16 protein-coding genes are annotated in these 21,894 nt (G+C 70.0%); 6 read left to right on the top strand and 10 right to left on the bottom strand.

Annotated features, from left to right (window positions below; genetic code table 11):
* Positions 1 to 106 precede the first annotated feature (106 nt).
* Positions 107 to 1,300, bottom strand: a complete 1,194-nt coding sequence (locus tag IEY87_RS18035) for a cytochrome P450 (protein ID WP_189139821.1) — start codon at positions 1,298 to 1,300, stop codon at positions 107 to 109.
* 79 nt (positions 1,301 to 1,379) lie between these two features.
* The gene (sigJ, locus tag IEY87_RS18030; protein ID WP_189139820.1) at positions 1,380 to 2,306 is read right to left on the bottom strand and encodes an RNA polymerase sigma factor SigJ; all 927 of its coding nucleotides are present in this window, start codon (positions 2,304 to 2,306) and stop codon (positions 1,380 to 1,382) included.
* A 206-nt stretch (positions 2,307 to 2,512) separates the two neighbouring features.
* Here sigJ and IEY87_RS18025 point away from each other — a divergent pair, with 206 nt between their 5' ends.
* Positions 2,513 to 3,190: a DoxX family protein gene (locus IEY87_RS18025; protein ID WP_225277027.1), complete on the top strand. Its 678-nt coding sequence runs from the start codon at positions 2,513 to 2,515 to the stop codon at positions 3,188 to 3,190.
* Positions 3,191 to 3,319: 129 nt separating this feature from the next.
* Here the strand turns inward: IEY87_RS18025 and IEY87_RS18020 are convergent, their stop codons facing one another.
* Positions 3,320 to 4,072: a helix-turn-helix transcriptional regulator gene (locus IEY87_RS18020; protein ID WP_189139819.1), complete on the bottom strand. Its 753-nt coding sequence runs from the start codon at positions 4,070 to 4,072 to the stop codon at positions 3,320 to 3,322.
* Between the two features lie 53 nt (positions 4,073 to 4,125).
* Between IEY87_RS18020 and IEY87_RS18015 the strand changes: the two genes are divergently transcribed.
* Positions 4,126 to 4,788, top strand: a complete 663-nt coding sequence (locus tag IEY87_RS18015) for a DUF2249 domain-containing protein (protein WP_189139818.1) — start codon at positions 4,126 to 4,128, stop codon at positions 4,786 to 4,788.
* On the opposite strand, the gene IEY87_RS18010 is transcribed toward IEY87_RS18015, so the two are convergent.
* On the bottom strand, positions 4,745 to 7,429 hold the full coding sequence (locus IEY87_RS18010; RefSeq protein WP_189139817.1) for a LuxR C-terminal-related transcriptional regulator: 2,685 nt from the start codon (positions 7,427 to 7,429) through the stop codon (positions 4,745 to 4,747). The genes IEY87_RS18015 and IEY87_RS18010 overlap by 44 nt on opposite strands.
* A gap of 330 nt (positions 7,430 to 7,759) precedes the next feature.
* Between IEY87_RS18010 and IEY87_RS18005 the strand changes: the two genes are divergently transcribed.
* Positions 7,760 to 8,719, top strand: a complete 960-nt coding sequence (locus IEY87_RS18005; protein WP_308426448.1) for an AfsR/SARP family transcriptional regulator — start codon at positions 7,760 to 7,762, stop codon at positions 8,717 to 8,719.
* Between the two features lie 24 nt (positions 8,720 to 8,743).
* Here the strand turns inward: IEY87_RS18005 and IEY87_RS18000 are convergent, their stop codons facing one another.
* The 5 genes from IEY87_RS18000 to IEY87_RS17980 all read right to left on the bottom strand — a co-directional run bounded on the left by IEY87_RS18000 (position 8,744) and on the right by IEY87_RS17980 (position 12,610).
* Positions 8,744 to 9,196, bottom strand: coding sequence for a S26 family signal peptidase (locus IEY87_RS18000; RefSeq protein WP_189139815.1), 453 nt, complete (start codon positions 9,194 to 9,196; stop codon positions 8,744 to 8,746).
* The gene (locus tag IEY87_RS17995; RefSeq protein WP_189139814.1) at positions 9,193 to 11,016 is read right to left on the bottom strand and encodes an ABC transporter ATP-binding protein; all 1,824 of its coding nucleotides are present in this window, start codon (positions 11,014 to 11,016) and stop codon (positions 9,193 to 9,195) included. Before IEY87_RS17995 ends, IEY87_RS18000 begins: the two co-directional genes overlap by 4 nt.
* Positions 11,017 to 11,019: 3 nt before the next feature.
* Positions 11,020 to 11,595: a TlpA family protein disulfide reductase gene (locus IEY87_RS17990; protein WP_189139813.1), complete on the bottom strand. Its 576-nt coding sequence runs from the start codon at positions 11,593 to 11,595 to the stop codon at positions 11,020 to 11,022.
* Between the two features lie 50 nt (positions 11,596 to 11,645).
* On the bottom strand, positions 11,646 to 12,182 hold the full coding sequence (locus IEY87_RS17985; protein ID WP_189139812.1) for a MauE/DoxX family redox-associated membrane protein: 537 nt from the start codon (positions 12,180 to 12,182) through the stop codon (positions 11,646 to 11,648).
* 131 nt (positions 12,183 to 12,313) lie between these two features.
* A complete protein-coding gene (locus IEY87_RS17980) occupies positions 12,314 to 12,610 on the bottom strand; it encodes a hypothetical protein (RefSeq protein ID WP_189139811.1) in 297 nt (98 codons plus the stop codon).
* A gap of 694 nt (positions 12,611 to 13,304) precedes the next feature.
* Here IEY87_RS17980 and IEY87_RS17975 point away from each other — a divergent pair.
* Together IEY87_RS17975 and IEY87_RS17970 are read left to right on the top strand one after the other, a co-directional pair.
* Positions 13,305 to 16,082 carry a PQQ-dependent sugar dehydrogenase gene (locus IEY87_RS17975; RefSeq protein WP_308112923.1) on the top strand — a complete coding sequence of 926 codons (2,778 nt, stop codon included), beginning with the start codon at positions 13,305 to 13,307 and terminating at the stop codon, positions 16,080 to 16,082.
* A gap of 53 nt (positions 16,083 to 16,135) precedes the next feature.
* Positions 16,136 to 18,205, top strand: a complete 2,070-nt coding sequence (locus tag IEY87_RS17970) for a ThuA domain-containing protein (protein ID WP_189139809.1) — start codon at positions 16,136 to 16,138, stop codon at positions 18,203 to 18,205.
* 88 nt (positions 18,206 to 18,293) lie between these two features.
* On the opposite strand, the gene IEY87_RS17965 is transcribed toward IEY87_RS17970, so the two are convergent.
* On the bottom strand, positions 18,294 to 21,110 hold the full coding sequence (locus tag IEY87_RS17965) for an AbfB domain-containing protein (RefSeq protein WP_225277028.1): 2,817 nt from the start codon (positions 21,108 to 21,110) through the stop codon (positions 18,294 to 18,296).
* A 350-nt stretch (positions 21,111 to 21,460) separates the two neighbouring features.
* Here IEY87_RS17965 and IEY87_RS17960 point away from each other — a divergent pair, with 350 nt between their 5' ends.
* The gene (locus tag IEY87_RS17960) at positions 21,461 to 21,892 is read left to right on the top strand and encodes a peptidase inhibitor family I36 protein (protein ID WP_189139807.1); all 432 of its coding nucleotides are present in this window, start codon (positions 21,461 to 21,463) and stop codon (positions 21,890 to 21,892) included.
* The last annotated feature ends 2 nt before the right edge of the window (positions 21,893 to 21,894 follow it).

Below are 21,894 nucleotides of genomic sequence, written 5' to 3'. Positions count from 1 at the left end.
CTTTCACACGCCGCCCATCAGTGAGCCCATGCTCGCCTCAAAACCCGACACCTGATGTCATGTTTTTCACGCAGGTCGTAGAGCTGGTGGGCGGGCGGCGGTCCGCTTACCAGGTCACCGGCAGCGCGCGCAGGCCGTACACGGCGCTGAAGGCCCGGAAGTCGGCCTGCTCGTCCGGGTCGGCCAGGGCCAGGCCGGGAAAGCGGCGCAGCAGGGCCGGGAAGGCGATGCGCATCTCCATCCGGGCCAGCGGCGCCCCGAGGCAGTGGTGCACGCCGTGGCCGAAGGCGACGTGGCCGGCGGCTTCCCGGGTGATGTCGAAGGTATCGGGATCGTCGATGAAGGCCCCGTCGCGGTTGGCGGCCGGCAGCGAGAGCATCACGAGCGAGCCCGCTGGGATGGTGTGCCCGGCGATCTCCACGTCCGTCGTGGTCGTGCGCGGCGGCAGTACCTGCACGATGGACAGCCAGCGCATCAGCTCCTCGACGGCGGGCTCGATCCGCGCCGGATCCTCGCGGATCAGGGCGAGCTGGTCCGGATGCCGTAGCAGGGCCAGGGTGCCCAGGCCGAGCATGTTGGAGGTCGTCTCGTGCCCGGCGAGCAGCAGCAGTCGCGCGATGCCGATGAGCTCGTCGGTGCTGAGATCGTGGCCGTGCTCGCGCACCAGCATGCCGAGCATGTCCTCGCCGGGGTCCGCCTGGGCGCGGGCCACCAGGCCGGCCATGTACGCGCGGTCCTCCCGCAGCGTCGCGCCGCGCTGCTCCATCGGCAACGAGGTGTCCAGCAGCCGAGCGGAACGGTCCTGGTACTCGGCGCGGTCGGCGTAGGGCACGCCCAGCAGCTCGCAGATCACCAGCGACGGCACCGGCAGCGCGAAGTGCGCCACCAGATCGGCCGGCCTGCCCGCCCGCTCCAGATCGTCCAGCGCCGCCTCGACGATCTCGCTGATCCGCGGCTCGAGCCTGCGCATCCGGCGCACCGTGAACTCCGGGGTGAGCATCCGGCGCAACCGCGTGTGCTCCGGCGGGTCGAACCCGATCAACTGCCCGGCCCGCAACCTGGCCAGTTCGTCGGCGTCCTCCTGCCCGGATCCCGGGAAAGGCGTGAGGGCACTGCTGAACCGGGCCGGATCCGACAGCACCTGGCGAACATCCTCGTGCCGGCAGACCAGGTACGCGGGCACGCCGAACGGCGTCTCCATGCGCACCACACCCTCACCCTCGCGAGCCTGGGCCAGTTCCTTGACCGGGTCAAACCCGTTCCGCCGCATCTGCAGCGGCAATTCCGGCGCTTTCGTCATCGTCCGTCCATCCATCCTGTGATTAGTGTGAGACCGCGCCCGTCAAAATCATCTTTTATCGCCCGGGCGCGACTCGCTGTTACCGGTGCCGCGGTCCTGCCGTCCACGGCCGGAGCTTGTCGGGGTTGCGTACGGCCCAGATGTGCTTGATCCGGTCGCCTGCGAGGCCGAACGCGTACACCGACACGGTGACGCCGTCCAGCTGGGCGATCAGGCCGGGCCGGCCGTTGACCGTACGCTCCAGGAGCGTCAGGCCGCGGAGCCTGCCATCGAGATTGAGCAGTGAACGCGCGATCTGCTCAACGCCTTCGACCGGGCGGAGCACGGCGCCGACCACGCCGCCGCCGTCGGCGATCACCGTGGCGTCGGGGTCGAGCAGGGCGACGAGGGCGTCGATGTCCATGGCCTCCCACGCCTGCTTGAAGTCCCTGACGATCCGGGCCTGCCGGGCCGCCGGAGTCACGGGCGCCTGCGCGGCACGGATGCGCCGGCGGGCCGAGGAGGCCAGTTGGCGGCACGCCGCCGGGGTGCGGCCGACGATCTCGGCCACTTCGGCGAAGGAGTACCGGAAGACATCGTGCAGGACGAACGCGACGCGCTCGGCCGGGGTCATCGCCTCCAGCACGACGAGGAAGGCCATGTTGACCGACTCGTCCAGGGTGATCCGATCGGCCGGGTCGGCGGTGGTGCCATCCGGCCGCCCGGTGATCCACTCCCTGGGTTCGGGCAGCGGCTCGGGGATCCATTCGCCCACATACGTCTCGCGCCGGGCCCGTGCCGAGGAGAGCACATTGAGACAGAGCCGGCCGACGACCGTGGTCAGCCAGGCGCCGGGGGATGCGATGGCGTCCTGCTGCTGCCGGGACATGGCGCACCAGCGGGCGTAGGCCTCTTGGACGACATCCTCGGCGTCGGCCAGGGAACCGAGGAGCCGGTACGCGAGATTGATCAGCTGACGCCGCTCGCTCGTGATCGCGGCCGGGCCCGGCTCGGATGGAGTGGTCATGGTGTCCTTGCCATCGTGCGCTGGCTCCTTGGGTTTCGGGTCTGCTCTCACTGATCCGACAAGACAGCGCGGTGAACTGTGAGGTCGGCGCGTCGCCTCACATTCCGCGGTGCTGCGTGGTCGGACCAGCGAGACACCATTCAGCGCGCAAGACATGCGGATCGTCGCCGCGGCCACTTCGAAGTCGCTCACAACGCAAGAAGCTCATGAACATGCCAGATCGATTTGACGAGGAGGCTGAGATGAGAAAGCAAGCAGCCAGAACGGTCCAGCACACGACGGACGAGAAACCGGCCACCGTCGCACGAAGCGGCTGGAACGGGAGCCGGATCCGCCCCATCGCCTTCTGGGCCACCACGTTGGTCATCGTCGCCGAGTTGACCGCTGGATCGGTGTGGAACCTGGTGCCGATCGAATGGGTGGAAGCCCAGTTGCGCCACCTGGGATACCCGCACTTCTTCGCCTATGTTCTGGGCGTGTGGCAGGCCGGTGCGGCCATCGCGATCATCGCGCCCAGGCTCCCGCTGATCAAGGAATGGGCCTACGCGGGTGCCTTTTTCCTGTGGTCGAGTGCCGTGGTGTCGCATCTGATAGTCGGCGACGGTCTTCAGACGTGGGGGGTGCCGCTGATGTTCGGGACGTGCGCTCTCGTTTCGTGGGCACTGAGGCCGGCCGACCGTCGACTTCCGAAGACGCGGCTCCGCCGGTATCGCCCCGCCGACGACGGACAGGACTGGGCCGGTCCGTCGGAAACCCGTCCTCGCGCTTGGGCCGTTCCGATCGGGCTCCTCGTGATTCTGTACGCCGTCTCGTTCCTCACGCTGCCCGCGGCCGAAGCCATGACGCACGGGTGGGCGGTTGACCTCGGCTGGATCGAGAAGTAACGGTCTCGAGGTCCCGCTGACCCATGCTTCCGCTTGGGACCAAACCGACGGTCACCACCGCGTTCACCGTAGGGGGCCCGGCGGCGAACGAGCCGGAGTGAGGTCACCGCCCCGATGACCTCCGGCCGGTCATCGGACTCCTTCCCGGGCCAGGTGCGCCACGCACAGATCGGGTTCCGCGAAGGGGTCGAGCCGGTCGACCGTGACCGGGGAGCCCCAGGCGTCCAGCGCGCCCCGCATCAGGCCGAGGTGGATCGAGCAGGCGATCTGGGGCTTGCTCGAGGCGAGTTCGAGGAACGGGCAGTTCCTCAGCCTGATCTGTGACGGGCCACCCTCCGGGTGGGCGTGGGGTCGGTCGTCGCCGAGTTCGGGGGCGAACCCGAGGGTGTCGAGCAGCGACACCAGCCGGCCGACAGGCTCCCCGCCGACCTGGCCGTCACCGTGATCCGATGAGCCGCCGTGATCCGATGAGCCGCCGTGCTCTGACGAGTCGCCGTGCTCTGACGAGTCGCCGTGGCGGCTGCCCCAGGCCCGGCCGGCCGCGATGGCGCGGCCGCGCGGGTCCGGGTCGGCGTCGAGGGTGTCGGCCAGGACCTCGGCGAGCAGCCGGTAATGGCGTGGTCCGCTCGGATCCATCACGCGAACCGCACGGAAGAGTTGCGGAGGGCGTCCCGGGGTGCGGCGGACGGTCTCGGCGCGCTCGACCTGGCCGTTCTCGATCAGCGTGTCCAGATGGAACCTGACCGTGTTCAGATGCACCCCCAGCCGGTCGGCGATCTCGGCGATCGACACCGGCCCCGGCGCGCCACGGATCAGCCGCAGCACCTCGCCGCGTCGCCCTGCCGGCTCCAGGCCGCCCCCGGCCGGTCGTGCCATCGTCATGCCCTAGAGTTTACACAACATCGAGTTGTAGAAACTCTCTCGGAGGAGGAGTCGTGCACTCACCTGCCCCCACCGATCAGGAGCTGGACGTACGGCCGCTGCGCAAGCCGGACAAGCACCCGACGATCTTCGCCGCCTACCAGGCCCTGCCCGTTGACGGCTCGTTCGTACTGATCAACGACCACGATCCCAAGCACCTGCGGGAGGAGTTCGAGGTCGACCATGCCGGCAGCTACCGGTGGGAATATCTGAACACCGAAGTCCGGGACTGGCGGATCCGGATCACCAAGCTGGCCACTACGCCGCTCCCCCGGATCCTGGTCGACACCGACCGGTTCACCGCCGAGGCGGACGTGACCGGCGCCGCATGGAAACTCCAGGTCAGGGAGCGCGACCTGGACTCCGACATCATCGCCCTGACGCCCGGCGGGACGATCGAGGCCCACACCGGCCCCAACCTCGACGTCCTCATCCACGTCCTGGCCGGCAGCGGACGGCTCACCACCGAACTCGGCGGCATCGACCTCGAACCCGGCGCACTGCTGTGGCTGCCGCGCCGTGCCCGGCGTCAGTTCACCGCCGGGCCCGACGGACTGCGCTACCTCGCCGTCCGTCAACGCCGCCAAGCGCTCGTCCTGGACTCCGGCCAAAGCGGGACGGATCGGCCCGCACTCACGTCCCGCGGGAGCGCGGCCCGGACAGAGCCTCACCGTTGAGGCGGGTGGCCAGCTCACCGCGGTTGGTGATGCCGAACTCCACGTAGACGTGCCGCAGATGGTTGTCGACGGTACGGGCCGAGATGCCTAATCGCTCGGCGATGTCCTTGCTGGACATCCCCTGTACGGCGAGCAGCGCGATCTCCTGCTGCCTCCGGGTGAGCCGGGCGCCGCTGCCACCTGTGGCGAGAGCGGGAGTCCTGGCCCCCTCGCAGCGGGCGGCGAGCAGCTGAGCGCGGAGCGCGGCGGCCCGGGCGCGGCGGGAGTCACCGGCCTGCCGCAGGATGCCGGCGGCGACGCCGGCCGCCTCGGCGGCCAGGAGGTCGGCGCCGATGGCCTCCATCTCCCCGGCGGCGGTGAGCAGCCGGTAGGGGCATCCGGCGACCCAGGCGGCGGCCAGGCCGGCCCGCGCCCGGTGGAACCGGCCGCCGATCGCCTCGGCGATCTCCGCCAGCCGCCCGGCGGCCTCGCCCGCTCCGCCGAGCCGGACGAGGTCGGTCAGCAGGACGGACTCGAACGCGACCTGCCCGCGTGTCCGCGCCTCGTCCGCCGCCGCGGTGAGGACGGCCCGGGCGTGGGAGAGCTCGCCTCGGACGGCGTGCACCCAGGCCACGCCCAACCGCTCCTCGGGCATGTGCACCGCGCACGTCAGCCGGTCGTACTCGGCCAGGGCCGCGTCGGCCGCGTCCAGATCGCCCTGCAGCGCGGCCGACGCGGCCAGCCCGGAGAGCGCCAGCGGCAGGACGATCGCGGTGTAGGGGCGTGCCGCTCGGGCGAGCTCGGCGTACCAGCGGCGGGCCTGCCCGGGATGGCCCGCCAGCCACGCGGCACGTCCCAGCTGGAAGGCGAGGAGTCTCTGCTCGGGGCTCGGCAGGCCGTGAGCGAGCGTCCGGTAGGCCTGCTCGCCCACGGCCCGGCTCTCGGCCAGGTGACCGCTCTCCGCCAGAGCCAGCGTGAGGACGGACTGGTGCGCCGCCTCGTGGGTGGTCATGGAGTACAGCTCGGCGTCGACGGCCGCGCTGACGGAGGTGGCGCGCCGGGCCCAGGTCACCGCCTCCTCGCCTCGGCCCAGGAACGCCAGCGTCGCCGACTTGGTCGTCGCGGCGATCAGCCACGTCATCACGTCCGGTCCCGGCCCGGATTCCAGGGGCAGGCGCGAGCACAGGTCGAGGCCGCGCGGGAACTCCCCCAGGGCGAAGCAGCCGGCGGCCTCGGTGGCGGTGAGCGCTTGGTGGCCGGAAGGGCTCGTGACCCGGTGCCGGGCGGCTTCGATGACCTCGCGGACCGTCCGTCGCGAGGCTCCGAGTCCCCAGATGAGGTTCTGCACCCGCAGGGCCGTCACGAGCAGCGTCTCCTGCTCGTCGCCGGTCGGCCCGCCCGCCTGCGACAGTACGGTCTCGGCCTGCGTGAACTCGCCCGCCTCGTACAGCGTCTTGCCCAGGAGCAACCGGTAGTGAACGCCGTGCCATTCTTCGGGTACGGCGCGCAGGAGGGAGAGCGCGCCGGCGTAGGCGCGCGTATGGATGGCCAGGGCCGCGGCCCGCATGAGCAGCGCCGGATCCGCCGTTCCGGTGGCCGCCAGCCGGTAGGTGGCCAGGCGCATCGCGTCCTCACGCCGCCGGGCCCCGCTTGTCTCCAGCAGGGAGAGGTGGCGCAGCAACGTTTCCTGCCGCCGGAGCGTGGTGATGCCGGCGCGCAGCACCTCGCCGTAGAGGGGGTGCGCCAGCCGGACGGCGGTGCGCCGCCGTTCCCGGTGGATGACGATCAGCCCTGCCTGTTCGAGTTCGTCCAGGGTCCGGGGCTCGGCGCCGGTGGTGAGCTGGGCCACGGACAGCGGCTCGCACAGCGCCAGGGCTTCCAGCACGTCACGGCCCTCGGGCGACGCGACGGAGAGCCGGGAGCGGATGAGATCGGTCAGGCGCCGCGTCCCCGGCAGCCGGCCCGGGGCCATCTCCCACACCTCGCCGTCGCAGGTCAGGATCCCACCGGTCATCGCTCCGATCACCAGCTCGCGCAGGTAGAGCGGATTGCCGCCGCTGGCGGTGAACAGCCGGCCGACCGTGCTACTGCCCACGTGCCTTCCGAGGACCCGTTCCAGCAGCGTCTCGACCTGCGAACGCTCGAGATCGACGAGGTCCACCTGCTGCACCGGGTCCCCGTACGACAACGCCGCCACCGCCGGGCCGGACGGCTCCCCTGAGCGCACCGAGCCGAGGAGGAAGATCACACCGGCGTCCATCAGCTGCCGCAGCAGCACCGCCGAGGTCGCGTCGAGCAGGTGGAGGTCGTCCACTCCGATCACCATCGGAGCCGGGTTCGTTCCGGACCCGGACAGCAGTCGCGCCACCGATGCGAACCCCGTGACCGGATCGGACAGGTCCGCCTCCGTGGGCAGCAGATGAGCGACGGCTCCCAGGGGGATCGAGGCGGCGGCCGCGGTGGCCACCGCACGGCCGATGCGCCGGCCGGCTCCCTCCGCCCGCTCCAGGCACTCCTCGATCAGGCGGGACTTTCCGGCTCCCGCGGGTCCGAAGACGATGAAACCTCTGCCCCGGGGGTCTTCCAGGGACGCGTCGAACCTCTCCAGTTGCGACGCGCGTCCTACGAACGGCCAACGCCCCAGCACGCTCTTCTGGCCCATCCCGTAGTACCTCCGCCAGTCCCGCGACTTCGGCGTCTGGGATGAATTCGTTGGTGTGCGGTCTCTGTCACAAGCGTCGTTCAGACCATATGTCAGAAATATCAGGATATCGAATTTGTTTCCTGAACCTGTCTCCCGATCCAGGGGCGGAAGAATATATATCCGGACAATCGGCCTCGATTTCGGATAGCCGAAACAACGCGAATTGCAGAGGGAACTCCTGAGACGGTGCCAGTGCCGGCCGGAAGTTGAGTAGTCATCACTCATGACCGCTCCCCAGCGGCCTCCCCATGCTGATGGGCGAACCGCCATCTGTCCGCTCCTTACGGCATGCCGTCCGCGGACCGGCGGTCCGCCCCGGGCCCACCGTCAGCGTGGACGGCCGCCCCCCGTTTTCCGGCCCCGGGCGGAAGAACCGTTCCACCGATTACCAAAGGGGTCATAGGAATGCTGTTCCGCCTGCTCGGAAGCGTACGGATCGAGAACGCGAGAACATCCATGAGCGTCAAGTCGGCGCCGGTCAGGGGAGTGTTCGCCGCCCTTCTTCTGGAGGAGGGGCGATCGGTTCCCGTAGAGCGGCTGATGAGGTCTTTGTGGGATGAATCTCCCGACTCGGCCCGAAAGAACCTCCGTCTGTACATGGCCCGCTTACGGCGCCAGTTGACGGCTCTCTCCCTGCGGGAGCGCTTGGTCACCCTACGGGGCGGTGGCGGAGGGTATCGCCTGCTCATCGAGCCGGACGAGGTCGACTCGATCAGGTTCAAGCGGCTCGCCGCCCAGGGCTTCGCCGAGTTGCGCGCCCGCCGCACCGACGCGGCCGAGGCGACGTTCAAGGAGGCGCTCGGCCTGTGGCAGGGGCCCGCGGGGCAGGACTGCGCCGCCTCCGAGCAGATGAGGGCCCGCTTCGCCGCCCTCGACGAATTGCATCTGACGGTACGGGAGCGCCTGGTGGAAGCCCGCCTGGGCCTGGGCCGCACGCTCGACCTCGTGCCCGAGATCCATGACGTCCTGGCCGCGGCGCCTTTCCGGGAGACCTCGTGGGCTCACCTGATGCGCGCGCACTATCTCGGCGGCAACGCGGCGGGCGCGATCTCGGCCTGGAACTCCGCCACGGCGACACTCAGCGACCACCTCGGCCTGGACCCCTCCGCCGAACTGCGTGAACTTCACCTCTCCGTGCTCCGCCGGGACGACGACGCCATCCGCGGCCCCTCCTCCCGCCTTCAGGACGAGGACCGGGGTCCGGCCCCGGCCGGGTCTCCCGCCGGGGCCGGGTGGCGGTTCCGGTGAGCATCGGCAGGGCGCTCTCTCCGGCTATCCGCCGGTGAGAGCGCCGACCACCTTGCCGACCACGTCCGTCGCGGGCACGTACCCGAACCGGCGGGAGTCCAGGCTCTGCCCCGGATTGTCGCCGAGCAGGACGAGGCACCCCTCGGGGACCGAGGTTTCGCCCGCCCTGCGGGGCACCGAGGCGGGGACGGGATCCCCCGGGACGGCGGCGACCCTTTTGACGACCCTGCTGGGGGCGGGGCCGGACGAGGGCGCCGCCCCATACGCCGGGACGGCCACGATGTCGGCCACGACGATGTCTCCCGCGCGGATCCGGCCGGCGGGCAGACGCCGTACCAGCAGCTTGTCGCCGGGCCGGTGGGTGGGATGCATGCTGGTGCCCGAGATGGTCGCCACCAGGAGGTTCCGGCGAGCCCAGAGCACCGTCGCGGCACCGGCCGCGAGCGGCATGAGGATGAGGGCGAGCGGAGCGGTCACCGGCCCGCCTGCCCGGGAAGGACCTCCAGGTAGCCCTCGGCCTGCAGGGAGAACAGGTCGGCGTAGGTGCCGCCGCGGGCCACCAGTTCCTCGTGGGTGCCGGACTCGACGACGGTCCCCTCGTCGAGCACGACCAGCAGGTCGGCCTCGCGCACGGTGTTGAGCCGGTGGGAGATCAGCACGTTGGTACGGCCCGTCCGGCGCTGCCGCAACGTGCGGTGGATCTCGTACTCGGCCTCCGCGTCCAGGCCGGAGCTGGGTTCGTCCAGGATCATCAGATCGCACCCGGCACGCAGGTGCGCGCGAGCCAGGGCCAGCCGCTGCCACTGGCCGCCCGACAGAGTCACGCCGATGGCGCCGGAGGTGTCCTCGGCGGTCTCCTCCCCCTGGAAGAACAGTCGTGACAGCAGGGTGTCGTAGGAGCGGGGCAGGCGGCTGACGAACGCGTGCGCTCCGGCGTCGGCGGCCGCGGCGGTGACGCGCTCGCGGTCGTGCAGGCGCTCCAGATCGCCCAGGCCGATGTTCTCGGCCGCGGTCAGGTCGTACTCCATGTAGTCCTGGAACACCACGCCGATGCGGGCACGCAGTTCGGCGGGGTCCAGTTCGCGCAGGTCGACGCCGTCCCACAGAATCGAGCCGCGCTCGGGGTCGTACATCCGGCACAGGAGTTTGATCAAGGTGCTCTTGCCCGCGCCGTTCCGGCCGATCAGACCCACTGTCCGGCCCCGCGGGATGGTCAGGTCGAGGCCACGCAGCGCCCAGGGATGGTCGGGAGAGTAACGGAACCAGACATCGCGGAAGACGATCCCGCGTGCCAAAGGCGCGATCGCCCGGGGCGAGGGGGCGATGGGCAGGTCGGGTCCGGCGGCGGTCACCTGCACGTAGTGATCGAACAGCAACAGTTGACGGTGGCACTGGGCGATGGTGTGCACCAGTGACACACTCGCGCTCTGCACGCCGGCCACCGAGGCGACCAGCAGCGAGATGTCACCGACGCTGATCCGGCCGCCGGCGGCGGCCAGCACCGCCCACAGCAGCGCCCCACCCGACACCACGGCGCTCCCCAGACCGATCAGCGCCTGGACGCCGACCTCGCGGCGGTCCATCCGGCGGTTCTCCCTGTCGGCCAGGCGCCGCTGGGCCGTCATGAGCTCGCGCAGGTAGGTGCCGATGCCGAACAGGCGAATCTCCTTGGCGGCCTGCGCGTTGGTCAACAGGTCGCGAAAGAACATCTCCCGGCGTTCGATCGGGCTCAGCCGCCACGACAGACCGGCCCGGCGGCGGGCCAGCGACAGCTCCACGGCCAGCATCGGCAGGACTGAGGCGAGGATCAGCGCGGGCAGCCAGGGGGAGATGACCAGCAGCGACCCCAGGAAGCCCAGTCCGGTGACGACCGCGCGGACGATCGACAGGACGGCGGTGACCATCGCCCCGGGGGTGGTGGCGCCGTGCAGCAGTGCCATCTGCATCCGGTTGAGAAAGACCGGGTCCTCGAAACGGGCCATGCCCACGAAGCTCTCGGCCGTGATGAACAGGCGTTCCTGGGCCCGGAGTCCGACGCGGCGTTCGATCTCACGGGAGGCGTACTGGGTGACGTGCGGAATCAGACCGGTCACCAGGATCGTGACGGCGAGCGCGATGCCTTTTTCCGCCACCGTGGCGGGAAGGGCTCCGGCGGTGATGTCGTCCAGCACCAGTTTGGTCAGCCAGGCCGTCACGACCGGTGCCGGCGAGGTGGCCAGCGTGAGCGTGACGAAGACCGCGGTGAACAGCGGGCTGGCCTGCCAACTCAGCCGTAACGCGAGAATGATCTTCCGCATGGGTCAGACCGTTTCCAGAGCGGCCGCCGCGTCCTGGATCAGGGTGCCGGAGGCGCGGACGACGCCGCCGGGGTCGACGATCGCCAGCGCCGGATAGGCCTTGACCCCCAGCGACCCGCACACCGGCCCGCCGTGGATCTTCTCCACCACCACGGTGGCCACCGGCTCCAGGAGCGCGGCCTTCTCGGCGGCGCCGTCGGTGCCGACCACGAGGGCGAGCACGCGCTCACGGCCGGCGAAGGCCGGGGCGAACCTGATGAACTCGGGAAGCCTCTCGTCGCAGGCGGGGCATCCGACGGAGAACGCGGCGACGAGGGTCGACGCATCGGCGAAGAACCCCTCGTCGAGAGGCGTACCGTCCGTGGCGGCGGTACGGAAGGCGCCCAGCCGCTCCCCCGCTTCGCGCATGACCACGAAAGAACCACCGGGCAGCGGATGGCCGGCCGGGGGCGGAGCGGCTCGCCGGGACAGCAACTCCCCCTGCGCACGCAGCAGCCGGGCCACTCCCACGGTGAGTACGAGATTGAGCACGCACAGCACCACGACTGCGCCGACGAGCACCACAACGATATTCGACATGATCATCCTCTGTAGTTCCACGGTTGCCCGTGCGTCGTTGTCCGCGACGGTCAGACGAGTGGCCGGAACAGCTCGGTCATGTCGTCGGCGAGCAGCACCAGAGCGGCACCCGCCAGGCCGGTGACCGCCGCCGCCGCGACCCCGGCCGGCTCCAGCGCGAGGGATGCGGACGCGGTGCCGAAAGAGAGCACCGCCCCCGTCAGCGAGGCGACGAGCAGCGCCCCGTTGTGGACGAGCCGGCCCCGCCCCACCGGCGTGGACGAAGGGCCGAAGCAGTTGCAGATCACGCGCCGGCGGGATCGTACGGCCGCCGCGATCGCGCCCGTGAAGGCGGCCAGCAGCACCGCTGCGATCACGAACCCGGCGCCGACCGTGACCGGAACGGCGAGCAGCACGGCCGCGGTCAGCTCGCCCGCGACGACCGCGGGCGGCACGAGAGCCCCGGGCACCAAGGGCAGCCGCGGCGCCAGTTCACCGGCGGCGGCGCGGAAGGAGGCGTAGGCCCCGCGGCTGCGCAGCTTGCCCGCCGCCGAGACCACGAAGACCACACCGACCAGCAGCCGGCAGCAGACCAGGACGTACTCCATGGAAACCCCTAATGTGGAGGGGGCGCCGCGACTCTTCGCCAGTCGCGGCGCCCCGTCCCTCCCTGATGGAGGAGGGCACTCACATACCGGTCCGACCGGGGCGGCCCGATCACCGGACGGCTCAGCTCAACTCAGCACAGGAACGGCGGGCAGGGGGAAGGCGGGCACGGGTGGTAGGGGACCCACGGCCCGTACTGTGAGGTGTTCCCACCACAGATCGGCGTGCCGCACGGCAGCGTCTCCAGTACCTGCGTCACACCGTCGCAGACCTTGATCCGCCGCAAACCGATCTGGTTGTACGGGGCGCCCCCCACCGGAGGGCAGGAGATCTGCTGCCAGCTTTCGACGCATGCCATCGCCTGCGCCTTCGTGCTGGGGACCAGACTCTCCAGCAGTCGGTCGGCGAACGACCGAACGGTTCGAACCATCGATTGACCCTCTTTCTCATGACGGCTCCCTCTTTTCAAAGGGGCCGAACGCTGGGATACGGATCAATGTAGGAGGCTCTGGCATGGGAACCGCATACAAGCGGCATGGCGAACGAACACGTCGAAGTCGCTGAGAGTGCCCCGTGATGTGGGTCGAGGGTTCCCCAGTTCGCCGCCCGCCTGTGCGAGGCTGTTCGGCCTTGGCCGGACGCGGAAGTGCTCCGCCGCCCAGGCGTGCTGCCCGGGTGGCACTCGCGGACCGTACCCGCCTCGGCGCGACGGGACGATCCGGCGACCGGACCGAAGGGAACCGGGCGGCGGAATACAACGAGCATTTCGCATGATTTTCGGCCTATTATGCCGATATTTCGGCATGTTAGAACGGAGTTGTTTCGATCGTCAAGCAAAAGCCCCTACCCGAATCGCCGTATCTCCCTTCCGGTGATCATGGAAATTGGGGCCGGTCACGTCTCTTGACGGCCGCCGATCCGCGTGACACGTTGACGTCAGCTCAGCCGACGGCGGTGGCACGCCGTGTCACAGCACACTCCATCGACGCGGTCGGCGCACGCGTCCCCCTGACCCACCCCCCTCGGCCCGAGCGTTCGCGCCCACCCGCGCTTCCGCCTGGCGCCGCACCGTCAGGAAGGGACACCTCTCCCCCATGCCAGTCACGAAGCCCTCAGGCTTACGTATGCGAGTCGCCGCCGTGTTCACGCTGGTGGCGGCCTCGCTCACGGTGATCGCCGGCCCGGCGCAGGCTCACCCCATCAACGCGGCCGACTTCCAGCAGGTGACCCTCGCCAAGGGGGTCGCGGAGACGGGCGAGCCGATGTCGCTCGCGGTGCTCCCCGACCGGTCGGTGCTGCACACCGCCCGGGACGGCACGCTGCGGCGCACCGACGCGGCCGGCAACACCTCCGTCATCGCCACCCTTCCCGTGTACAACCACGACGAGGAGGGCCTGCAGGGCGTCGGCGTCGATCCGGGGTTCGCCTCGAACCGGCACATCTACCTCTACTACGCCCCTCCGCTGTCCACGCCGGCCGGCGACGCCCCTGCCACGGGCACGGACTGGACCGCGTGGCGGGGCGTCAACCGGCTGGCCAGGTTCACGCTCAACGCCGATCACACCGTGAACATGGCCAGTCAGGTGACCGTGCTCGACGTGCCCGCCGACCGGGGCATCTGCTGCCATGTCGGCGGTGACATCGACTTCGACGCGGCGGGCAACCTCTACCTGTCCACCGGGGACGACACCAACCCGTTCTCCTCCGCCGGTTACTCGCCCATCGACGAGCGCACGAACCAGAACCCGGCCTACGACGCGCAGCGCAGCGCGGCCAACACCAACGACCTGCGGGGCAAGATCCTCAGGATCAAGGTCAACGCCAACGGCACGTACGCGATCCCGGCCGGCAACCTCTTCGCGCCCGGAACCACGGGAACCCGCCCGGAGATCTACGCGATGGGCTTCCGCAACCCGTTCCGCCTGAGCGTGGACAAGGCCTCGGGCACCGTGTACGTCGGCGACTACGGTCCGGACGCCGGCTCGTCCAGCGCCAACCGGGGCCCGAGCGGCCAGGTGGAGTTCGACCGGATCACCGCGCCGGGCAACTACGGCTGGCCGTACTGCACCGGGACCAACACCACGGCGGAGACCTACAACGAGTGGAACTTCGCGACGAACGCCACCGGGGCCAAGTACAACTGCGCGGGCGGGCCGACGAACAACTCCTTCCGCAACACCGGCCTGACGACCCTTCCGGCGGCCAAGCCCGCCTGGATCCGGTACGGCGGGGACGCGGGCAGCCCGCCGGAGTTCGGCAGCGGCTCCGAGTCGCCGATGGGCGGCCCGGTCTACCGCTACGACGCCGCGAACCCGTCCACCACCAAGTTCCCGCAGAGCTTCGACGGGCACTTCTTCGCCGCCGAGTTCGGCCGGGGCTGGATCAAGCCGATCCACGTCGCCGCCGACGGCTCGCCCGGCGAGATCAGCACCTTCCCGTGGACCGGCAAACAGGTCATGGACCAGGCCTTCGGCCCGGACGGCTCCCTCTACGTCCTGGACTACGGCACCGGCTACTTCAACGGTGACGCGAACTCGGCCCTCTACCGGTTCGACTACATCGCGGGCGGCAACCGCGCTCCCGTCGCGGTCGCCAGCGCCACGCCGACCTCCGGTCAGGCGCCCCTGACGGTGGCGTTCTCCTCGGCGGGCACGAGCGATCCCGACGGCGACGCGATCACGTACGCGTGGACGTTCGGCGACGGCGGCACCTCGACGGCGGCCAACCCGACGCACACCTACACCACGAACGGCACCTACACGGCGACCCTGACCGTACGCGACGCCACGGGGGCCACGGGCAGCGCGAACGCGATGGTGGGCGTGGGCAACACCGCCCCGGCCGTCACCGTGGCCAATCCCGCGAACGGGCAGCTGTTCGCCTTCGGCGACGTGGTCCCGTTCCAGATCTCGGCCTCCGACCCCGAGGACGGCGCGGCCGACTGCGCCCGCGCGAAGATGACCTACGTGCTCGGGCACGACAGCCACGGCCACCAGATCACCTCGCAGAACGGCTGCTCGGGGGCGATCCCCATCCCCGTGGACGGCGAGCACGACGATGCCGCCAACATCTTCGCGGTCTTCGACGCCGAGTACGCCGACAGTGCCGGCCTCACCACCCACAAGCAGGTCATCCTCCAGCCCAAGCACCGGCAGGCCGAGCACTACAAGACGTCCTCCGGCGTCGCGCTGATCACCAAGTCCGGCGCGGAGGGCGGCAGGACCGTCGGTGACATCCACAACGGCGACTGGATCTCCTTCGACCCGTACAAGATCAGCAACGTGAAGTCGTTCTCCGCCCGCGTCTCCTCCGGCGGTCTGGGCGGCACGCTGCAGATCCGGGCGGGTTCCGCGACCGGCACGGTGCTCGGCTCGGCGACGGTGCCGGTGACCGGCGGGTGGGAGACCTTCGTCCAGGTGACCGGCGCGATCGCCGGCCCTCCTGCGGGGACCACCTCCCTCTACCTCACCTTCTCCGGCGGGACCGGCGGAGCGCTGTTCGACGTGGACGCCTTCACCCTCGTCACGGGCGGCCCGGTGGTGGGGCTGGCGGGCAAGTGTCTCGACGTGCGCGGAGGCGCGAGCGCCGACGGCACCCAGGTCCAGCTCTACACCTGCAACACCAGCGCGGCACAGAACTGGACCCGGGACGGCAGCACCCTGCGCGCCCTCGGCAAGTGCCTGGACGTGGCAGGAGCCGCCACCGCCGACGGCACCAAGATCCAGCTCTACACCTGCAACGGAAGCGGCGCACAGAACTGGGCCCCACAGGCCAACGGAACCCTCCGCAACCCGAGCTCCGGCAAATGCCTGGACCTCAACGGCGGGAACTCCGCCGACAGCACACCCGCACACCTGTGGACCTGTCACAACGGCGCCAGCCAGAAATGGACCCTCACCTAGCGACCCTGGCGGGGACGCCTCAGGCGTCCCCGCTCCCCCTAAGGGAGCGTGACATGCGCAGAATTCTCCGCACAGCCGTCGTCGTCGCAGCAGTGCTCGGGGGCTCCATTCCCGCGGGCCCGGCAGTCGCCGCCGACACCCCCTTCGACGTGCTCGTCTTCTCCAAGACGGCGGGCTTCAGACACGACGCCATCCCGGCGGGCGTCCAGGCGATCCGCGACCTGGGCGCGGCGAACGACTTCTCGGTCACCGCGACCGAGGACGCCGGGGCCTTCACCGCCTCCAACCTCGCCGGGTACGAGGCGGTGGTCTTCCTCAACACCACCGGAGACGTGCTCAACACCACCCAGCAGGGCGCCTTCGAGAGCTACATCCGCGCGGGCGGCGGCTTCACCGGGGTGCATGCCGCCTCCGACACCGAGTACGACTGGCCCTTCTACGGCGAGCTCGTCGGCGCCTACTTCGCCTCCCACCCCGCCATCCAGCAGGCCGCCGTCAAGGTGGAGAACCGGGGACACGCGGCCACCGCCGCGCTGCCGCAGACCTGGACCCGCACCGACGAGTGGTACAACTTCCGCACCAACCCGCGCGCCACGGCACGCGTGCTCGCCACCCTCGACGAGTCGTCGTACTCGGGCGGCGGCATGGGAGCCGACCATCCGCACATCTGGTGCAAGACCTACCAGGGCGGGCGCTCGTTCTACACCGGCGGCGGGCACACCGCGGCCTCCTACACCGACCCCGCCTTCCGCGGCCATCTTCTCGGCGGCATCCGGTACGCGGCCGGCCGCGCCAAGGCCGACTGCCGGCCGGAGTCCGGGTACACCTCCCTCTACAACGGCTCCACCTCCGGCTGGTCGCAGGCCGGGCCTGGCTCCTTCGGCAACGCCGACGCCACGCTGACCTCGACCGGCGGCCTCGGCCTGCTCTGGTACAGCGCGAAGCAGTTCTCGTCGTACTCGCTGAAGTTCGACTGGCGGATGGCGGGCGACGACAACTCCGGCGTGTTCGTCGGTTTCCCGCCGTCGAGCGATCCCTGGTCGGCCGTGGACAACGGCTACGAGATCCAGATCGACGCGACCGACACCCCCGACCGCACCACCGGCTCCGTCTACGGCTTCAAGGGGCCCGACGCCGCCGCCAGGGACGCGGCGCTGAACCCGCCGGGCGAGTGGAACGCCTACGAGATCCTCGTCGAGGGCGAACGGCTCCAGGTCTTCCTCAACGGGACGAAGATCAACGACTTCACCAACACCGACCCGGCGCGCGGCCTGGCCGGGCACGTCGGCATCCAGAACCACGGGGACGGCGACGAGGTGTCGTTCCGCAACATCAGGATCAAGGAGCAGGCCGCCACCGGCACGGTGCAGGCGGAGTCGTACTCGGCGCAGAGCGGGGTGGCGCCGTTCACCAAGGAAGGGGCGCACAACGGGCAGACTCTCGGCCACATCGACCCCGGTGACTGGGCCGCCTACAACGGGCTCCCGCTGAACGGCGCGACCACGTTCCGGGCGCGCGTGGTCTCGGGCGGGCCGGGCGGCACGATCCAGGTCCGTACGGGATCACCGACCGGTCCGGTCCTGGGCTCGGTGGCGGTGCCGAACACCGGAAGCTGGACGACCTTCGCGGACGTCTCGACGAGTCTGTCGAACGCCCCGGCCGGCACCGCCGATGTCTACCTGACGTTCACGGGGACCGGCTCCGGGTTGTTCGACGTCGACGACTTCACCTTCGCCAGGTCCTCGGGCTCCGGCCCGGTGGTGGGGCTGGCGGGCAAGTGCCTGGACGTGCGCGGAGGCGCGAGCGCCGACGGCACCCAGGTCCAGCTCTACACCTGCAACACCAGCGCGGCACAGAACTGGACCCGGGACGGCAGCACCCTGCGCGCCCTCGGCAAGTGCCTGGACGTGGCAGGAGCCGCCACCGCCGACGGCGCCAAGATCCAGCTCTACACCTGCAACGGAAGCGGCGCACAGAACTGGGCCCCACAGGCCAACGGAACCCTCCGCAACCCGAGCTCCGGCAAATGCCTGGACCTCAACGGCGGAAACTCCGCCGACAGCACACCCGCACACCTGTGGACCTGTCACAACGGCGCCAGCCAGAAATGGACCCTGCCCTAGAGTCCGGACGGGTTCCGCCGATCCGCTGCGGAGTGGTCGAGAGCCGTTCGTCCTGAACGGCTCTCGACCGCTGCCGCGCCTCATCGCGTCATGGCGTCCAGGGCGTGGTCAGGTTCCAGGTGCTGTCCGCCGTGAGCATCTGGGGACGGTTCCACGTGCCCCCGGTGCCGTTGGCCGACCACACCTGGCTGTCGTAGTGCCGCAGGTAGGAGCCGGGGAAGTTGATCGATTCCAGGGTGACGCCGCCGCCCTGCAGGCCGGGCCGGGCGCACCACGTCGCGTCCTGGGCGAACAGCGTGCTCTGGTCGTTCGGGTCCATGCGGACGCGTGAGGCGGCGTGGCGGAGGTATCGTCCCGGGAAGTTGACCGACTCGAAGCTGTAGCAGCCGGAGTCCGCCAGGCCGCGGCGGACGGTCCAGGTGGCGTCGTTCTTCAGCAGCGCGGCGCTGCCCGCGTCGACGACCTCCGTGGCGGCCAGGCTGTTGGCGTGCCGCAGGTACCGGTTGGTGAAGCCCCAGGTCTGCACCTGCAGGGACCGGCGGACGTCCACGGGCAGGACGACACCGCTGCGCCACAACGCGGCGCCGCTCACGTCCCAGGTGGCGTCGGCGTCGAAGGTGGCGCCGCCGTCGAACGGGTTGGCGCCGCTGGGCCGGGCCAGGTAGACGTTGTCGGAGTGGTGCCGCAGGAAGGCGCCGGGGAAGTTGGACGACTCGAACGACGTGCCGCTCCCCGACCGTCCGGGACGGGCGCACCAGGTGGCGTCCGCCGCGAACGGGCCGCCGGTGTCGGCGTCGAGGCGCACCACCGAGTTGGCATGCCGCAGGTAACGGCCCGGCAGGTTGACCGACTCGAACGAGTAGCAGCGCGGGTCCGCCAGCCCGGGCACCGTGCGGAACGACGCGTCCTGGCGGGCGGGGTCCGGGCTCGTCGTGCTGATCACGTCCGTACGGGCGACGGAGTTCGCGTGGCGCAGGTACCGGTCGGTGAAGCCGGAGGTCGTCGAGCGGAACGACCGGACGTGGCCGGGCGTCAGGTTCGGCGCCGCGTTCTGGTTCCTGGCCGTGGCCAGCAAGCTCTGATGCGCGGCGCGCACCAGGTTCGTGTCGACCTTCTGCACCTGGCGGTCGTAGGTCATGAGGCCGTTGTACTCACCCTCCAGGTCGGTGATCTCGGTGTACACCGACCCGCTCAGGCCCTTCGTGGCGACCAGTTGCCGCAGATCACGCACCATGCCGGTGTAGCGGTCGTTGAGCTGGGCGGCGCTGGCCTGCTGTTCGTAGGCGAAGAAGCCGCCGTGCGGGCTGTACTCGTGACCCGGCGTACGCAGGCCGAGCCCGCCGAACTCGCCCAGGATCGAGATCCGGGTCGCGGACGGCGACGGCGCGTCGGGACCCGGGTACATGTGCCAGTCGGTCATGTCGCCGTTGCCCGGGTCGCCCAGGGAGTCGCAGCAGTTGAAGCCGCTGTGCCCGTTGACCAGCCGGGTCGGGTCCTGGCTCTTGATGTTCTGGATGACGCGGCGGGTGTCGGTGAGGTTCCACTCGCCCCACCCCTCGTTGAACGGGACGTAGGCCACGACCGCCGGTGAGCTGCGGTGCTCGTCCACGATCTCCCGCGCCTCGGCCTCGAACTGCTGGGCGTGGGCGGCTGAGATCTGGCGGCTGCCGGCCTGCATCGAGGGGATGTCCTGCCACACGAGCAGGCCGAGCCGGTCGGCGTGGTAGTACCACCGCTGCGGCTCCACCTTGATGTGCTTGCGCACCATGTTGAAGCCGAGCTCCTTGTGCTTCTGCAGGTCGAAGGCGAGCGCGGCGTCGGTGGGCGCGGTGTAGAGGCCGTCCGGCCAGTAGCCCTGGTCGAGGGTGCCGAGGTGGTAGACGAACTCGCCGTTGAGCGTCGGCCGCAGCACTCCGTTGACGACGCGGGTGCCGACCTCGCGCATGCCGAAGTAGTGCGTGGTCCGGTCGGCCGTCTGGCCGGAGCCGTCGCGCAGCGAGACGCGCAGGTTGTACAGGAACGGGTCGTCCGGGGTCCAGCGGCGGGCGTTCGGCACCGGCACGCTGAAGTCGGTGAACCCGCCGGTCGCGCTGCCGACGACGGTCGTGCCGTTCATCGCTTCGGCCAGGACGGAGTGGCCGCTGACGTTGCCCCGGGTGAAGACGCGTACCCGCAGGGTGTTGTCGCTCAGGTTCGGGTAGAGGTCGACGCTGGAGATCGAGGACGTGGGCGTCGGCTCCAGCCACACCGTCTGCCAGATCCCGGACACGGGGGTGTAGAAGATGGCCGACGGGTTGCGGGTCTGCTTGCCGATGGCCTGGTGGCTGCCGTTGTGGCCGGAGTCGCTGGGGTCGTAGACCTTGACGACCAGCTCGTTGGTGCCGCCGTTGAGCGCGTCGGTGACGTCGTACTCGAAGCGGTCGTACCCGCCGCGGTGGGTGCCCATCAGGCGGCCGTTGACGTACACCGCCGCCTCCCAGTCGACGGCGCCGAAGTGCAGTTGCAGGCGGCGGCCGGCCCAGCTCTGGGGCACGGTGAACGTTCGGCGGTAGAAGAGGTAGTAGCGGTTGTCGTTGATGGGGCGCATGACGCCCGACAGCGCCGACTCGACGGCGAACGGCACGTTGACGCGTTCCGGCAGCGTGACGCCGAACTGCGGCGCGTCGTTCGTCGCCGACTGCCGCAGCTGCCATTCGCCGTTGAGGTTCAGCCAGTCGGGGCGGGTCATCTGCGGCCGGGGGTAGTCGGGGAGGGGAGTTCCGTCGAGTGCCTGGCTCGTCCACGGCGTCGACAGGGGCGGGGTCTTCGCCGGTGCCGCGTGCGCGGGCGGCGCGACGAACAACGCCGAGACGAGGATGGTCACGAGCAGTAATGCTGCGGCGCGGATCGGATTGAGTGTCTGCATGGACCTCTCCGGTGGGGGGTGCGAGCGCATGGCCGAGACGCCGATCGCGTCAGGTGACGACCAGCCGGGCAGGAAGGAGAGCCGGGGTCCCGTTCACGCGAACAGGACAAACTGAAGATGATCAAAGATTGATACGATTACCTAACAAGACGGTAACAATGCCGTCGCATGCCGATCACGTTTCGCACTAGAACGATCAAAAAAGGTCCTATAGCGATCTGTAGCGGTCAGGAAGGGTTACGCCCACGCCGGCAGATGAGTGCCGCCCGCGTCCCGCGACAACGGTCTGGCGCAAGTCGATCTCGCTGGGTATGTTCGGATGGAAAGAAACTTTCATCCATGGAGGTTAAGTGGGCAAGAAGTTTCGCATCCTGGCATTACCGATCGCCGCCGCCGCCCTGACCGCCCTGGCGACTCCCGCCCAGGCGGCCGAGGGATACGACCGCTGCCAGGAGGGCCACTACTGCCTGTTCTCCGGCCTCGACGGCACCGGGGACATCGTCCAGCTCACGGGCAGCACGGCCAGCTTGGCGGCCCTGGGGATGGGTGATCGCGCCAAGTCCGACTGGAACCGCACCGACACGCTCATCCACCTCTACTCCGAGCCCGACTACGGCGGCTGCACGGCCGTCACGAGCCCGCGCGGCAAGGGCAACTTCTACATCGACTTCCGCGACTTCTTCGACTCCGTCCGCTTCGGCGGCCCGAACGGCCCCTCCTGCTCGACCTGGGGGGACGACGTGACCGTCAAACGCGCAGGGGTCACCGACTCGCACGGCTGACC

The sequence above is a fragment of the Nonomuraea glycinis genome (genome assembly GCF_014646515.1).
In the GTDB taxonomy this organism is placed as follows: domain Bacteria; phylum Actinomycetota; class Actinomycetes; order Streptosporangiales; family Streptosporangiaceae; genus Nonomuraea; species Nonomuraea glycinis.
Note: the sequence above shows the minus strand (reverse complement) of the source record. Positions and strands in the feature narration are given on the sequence as shown.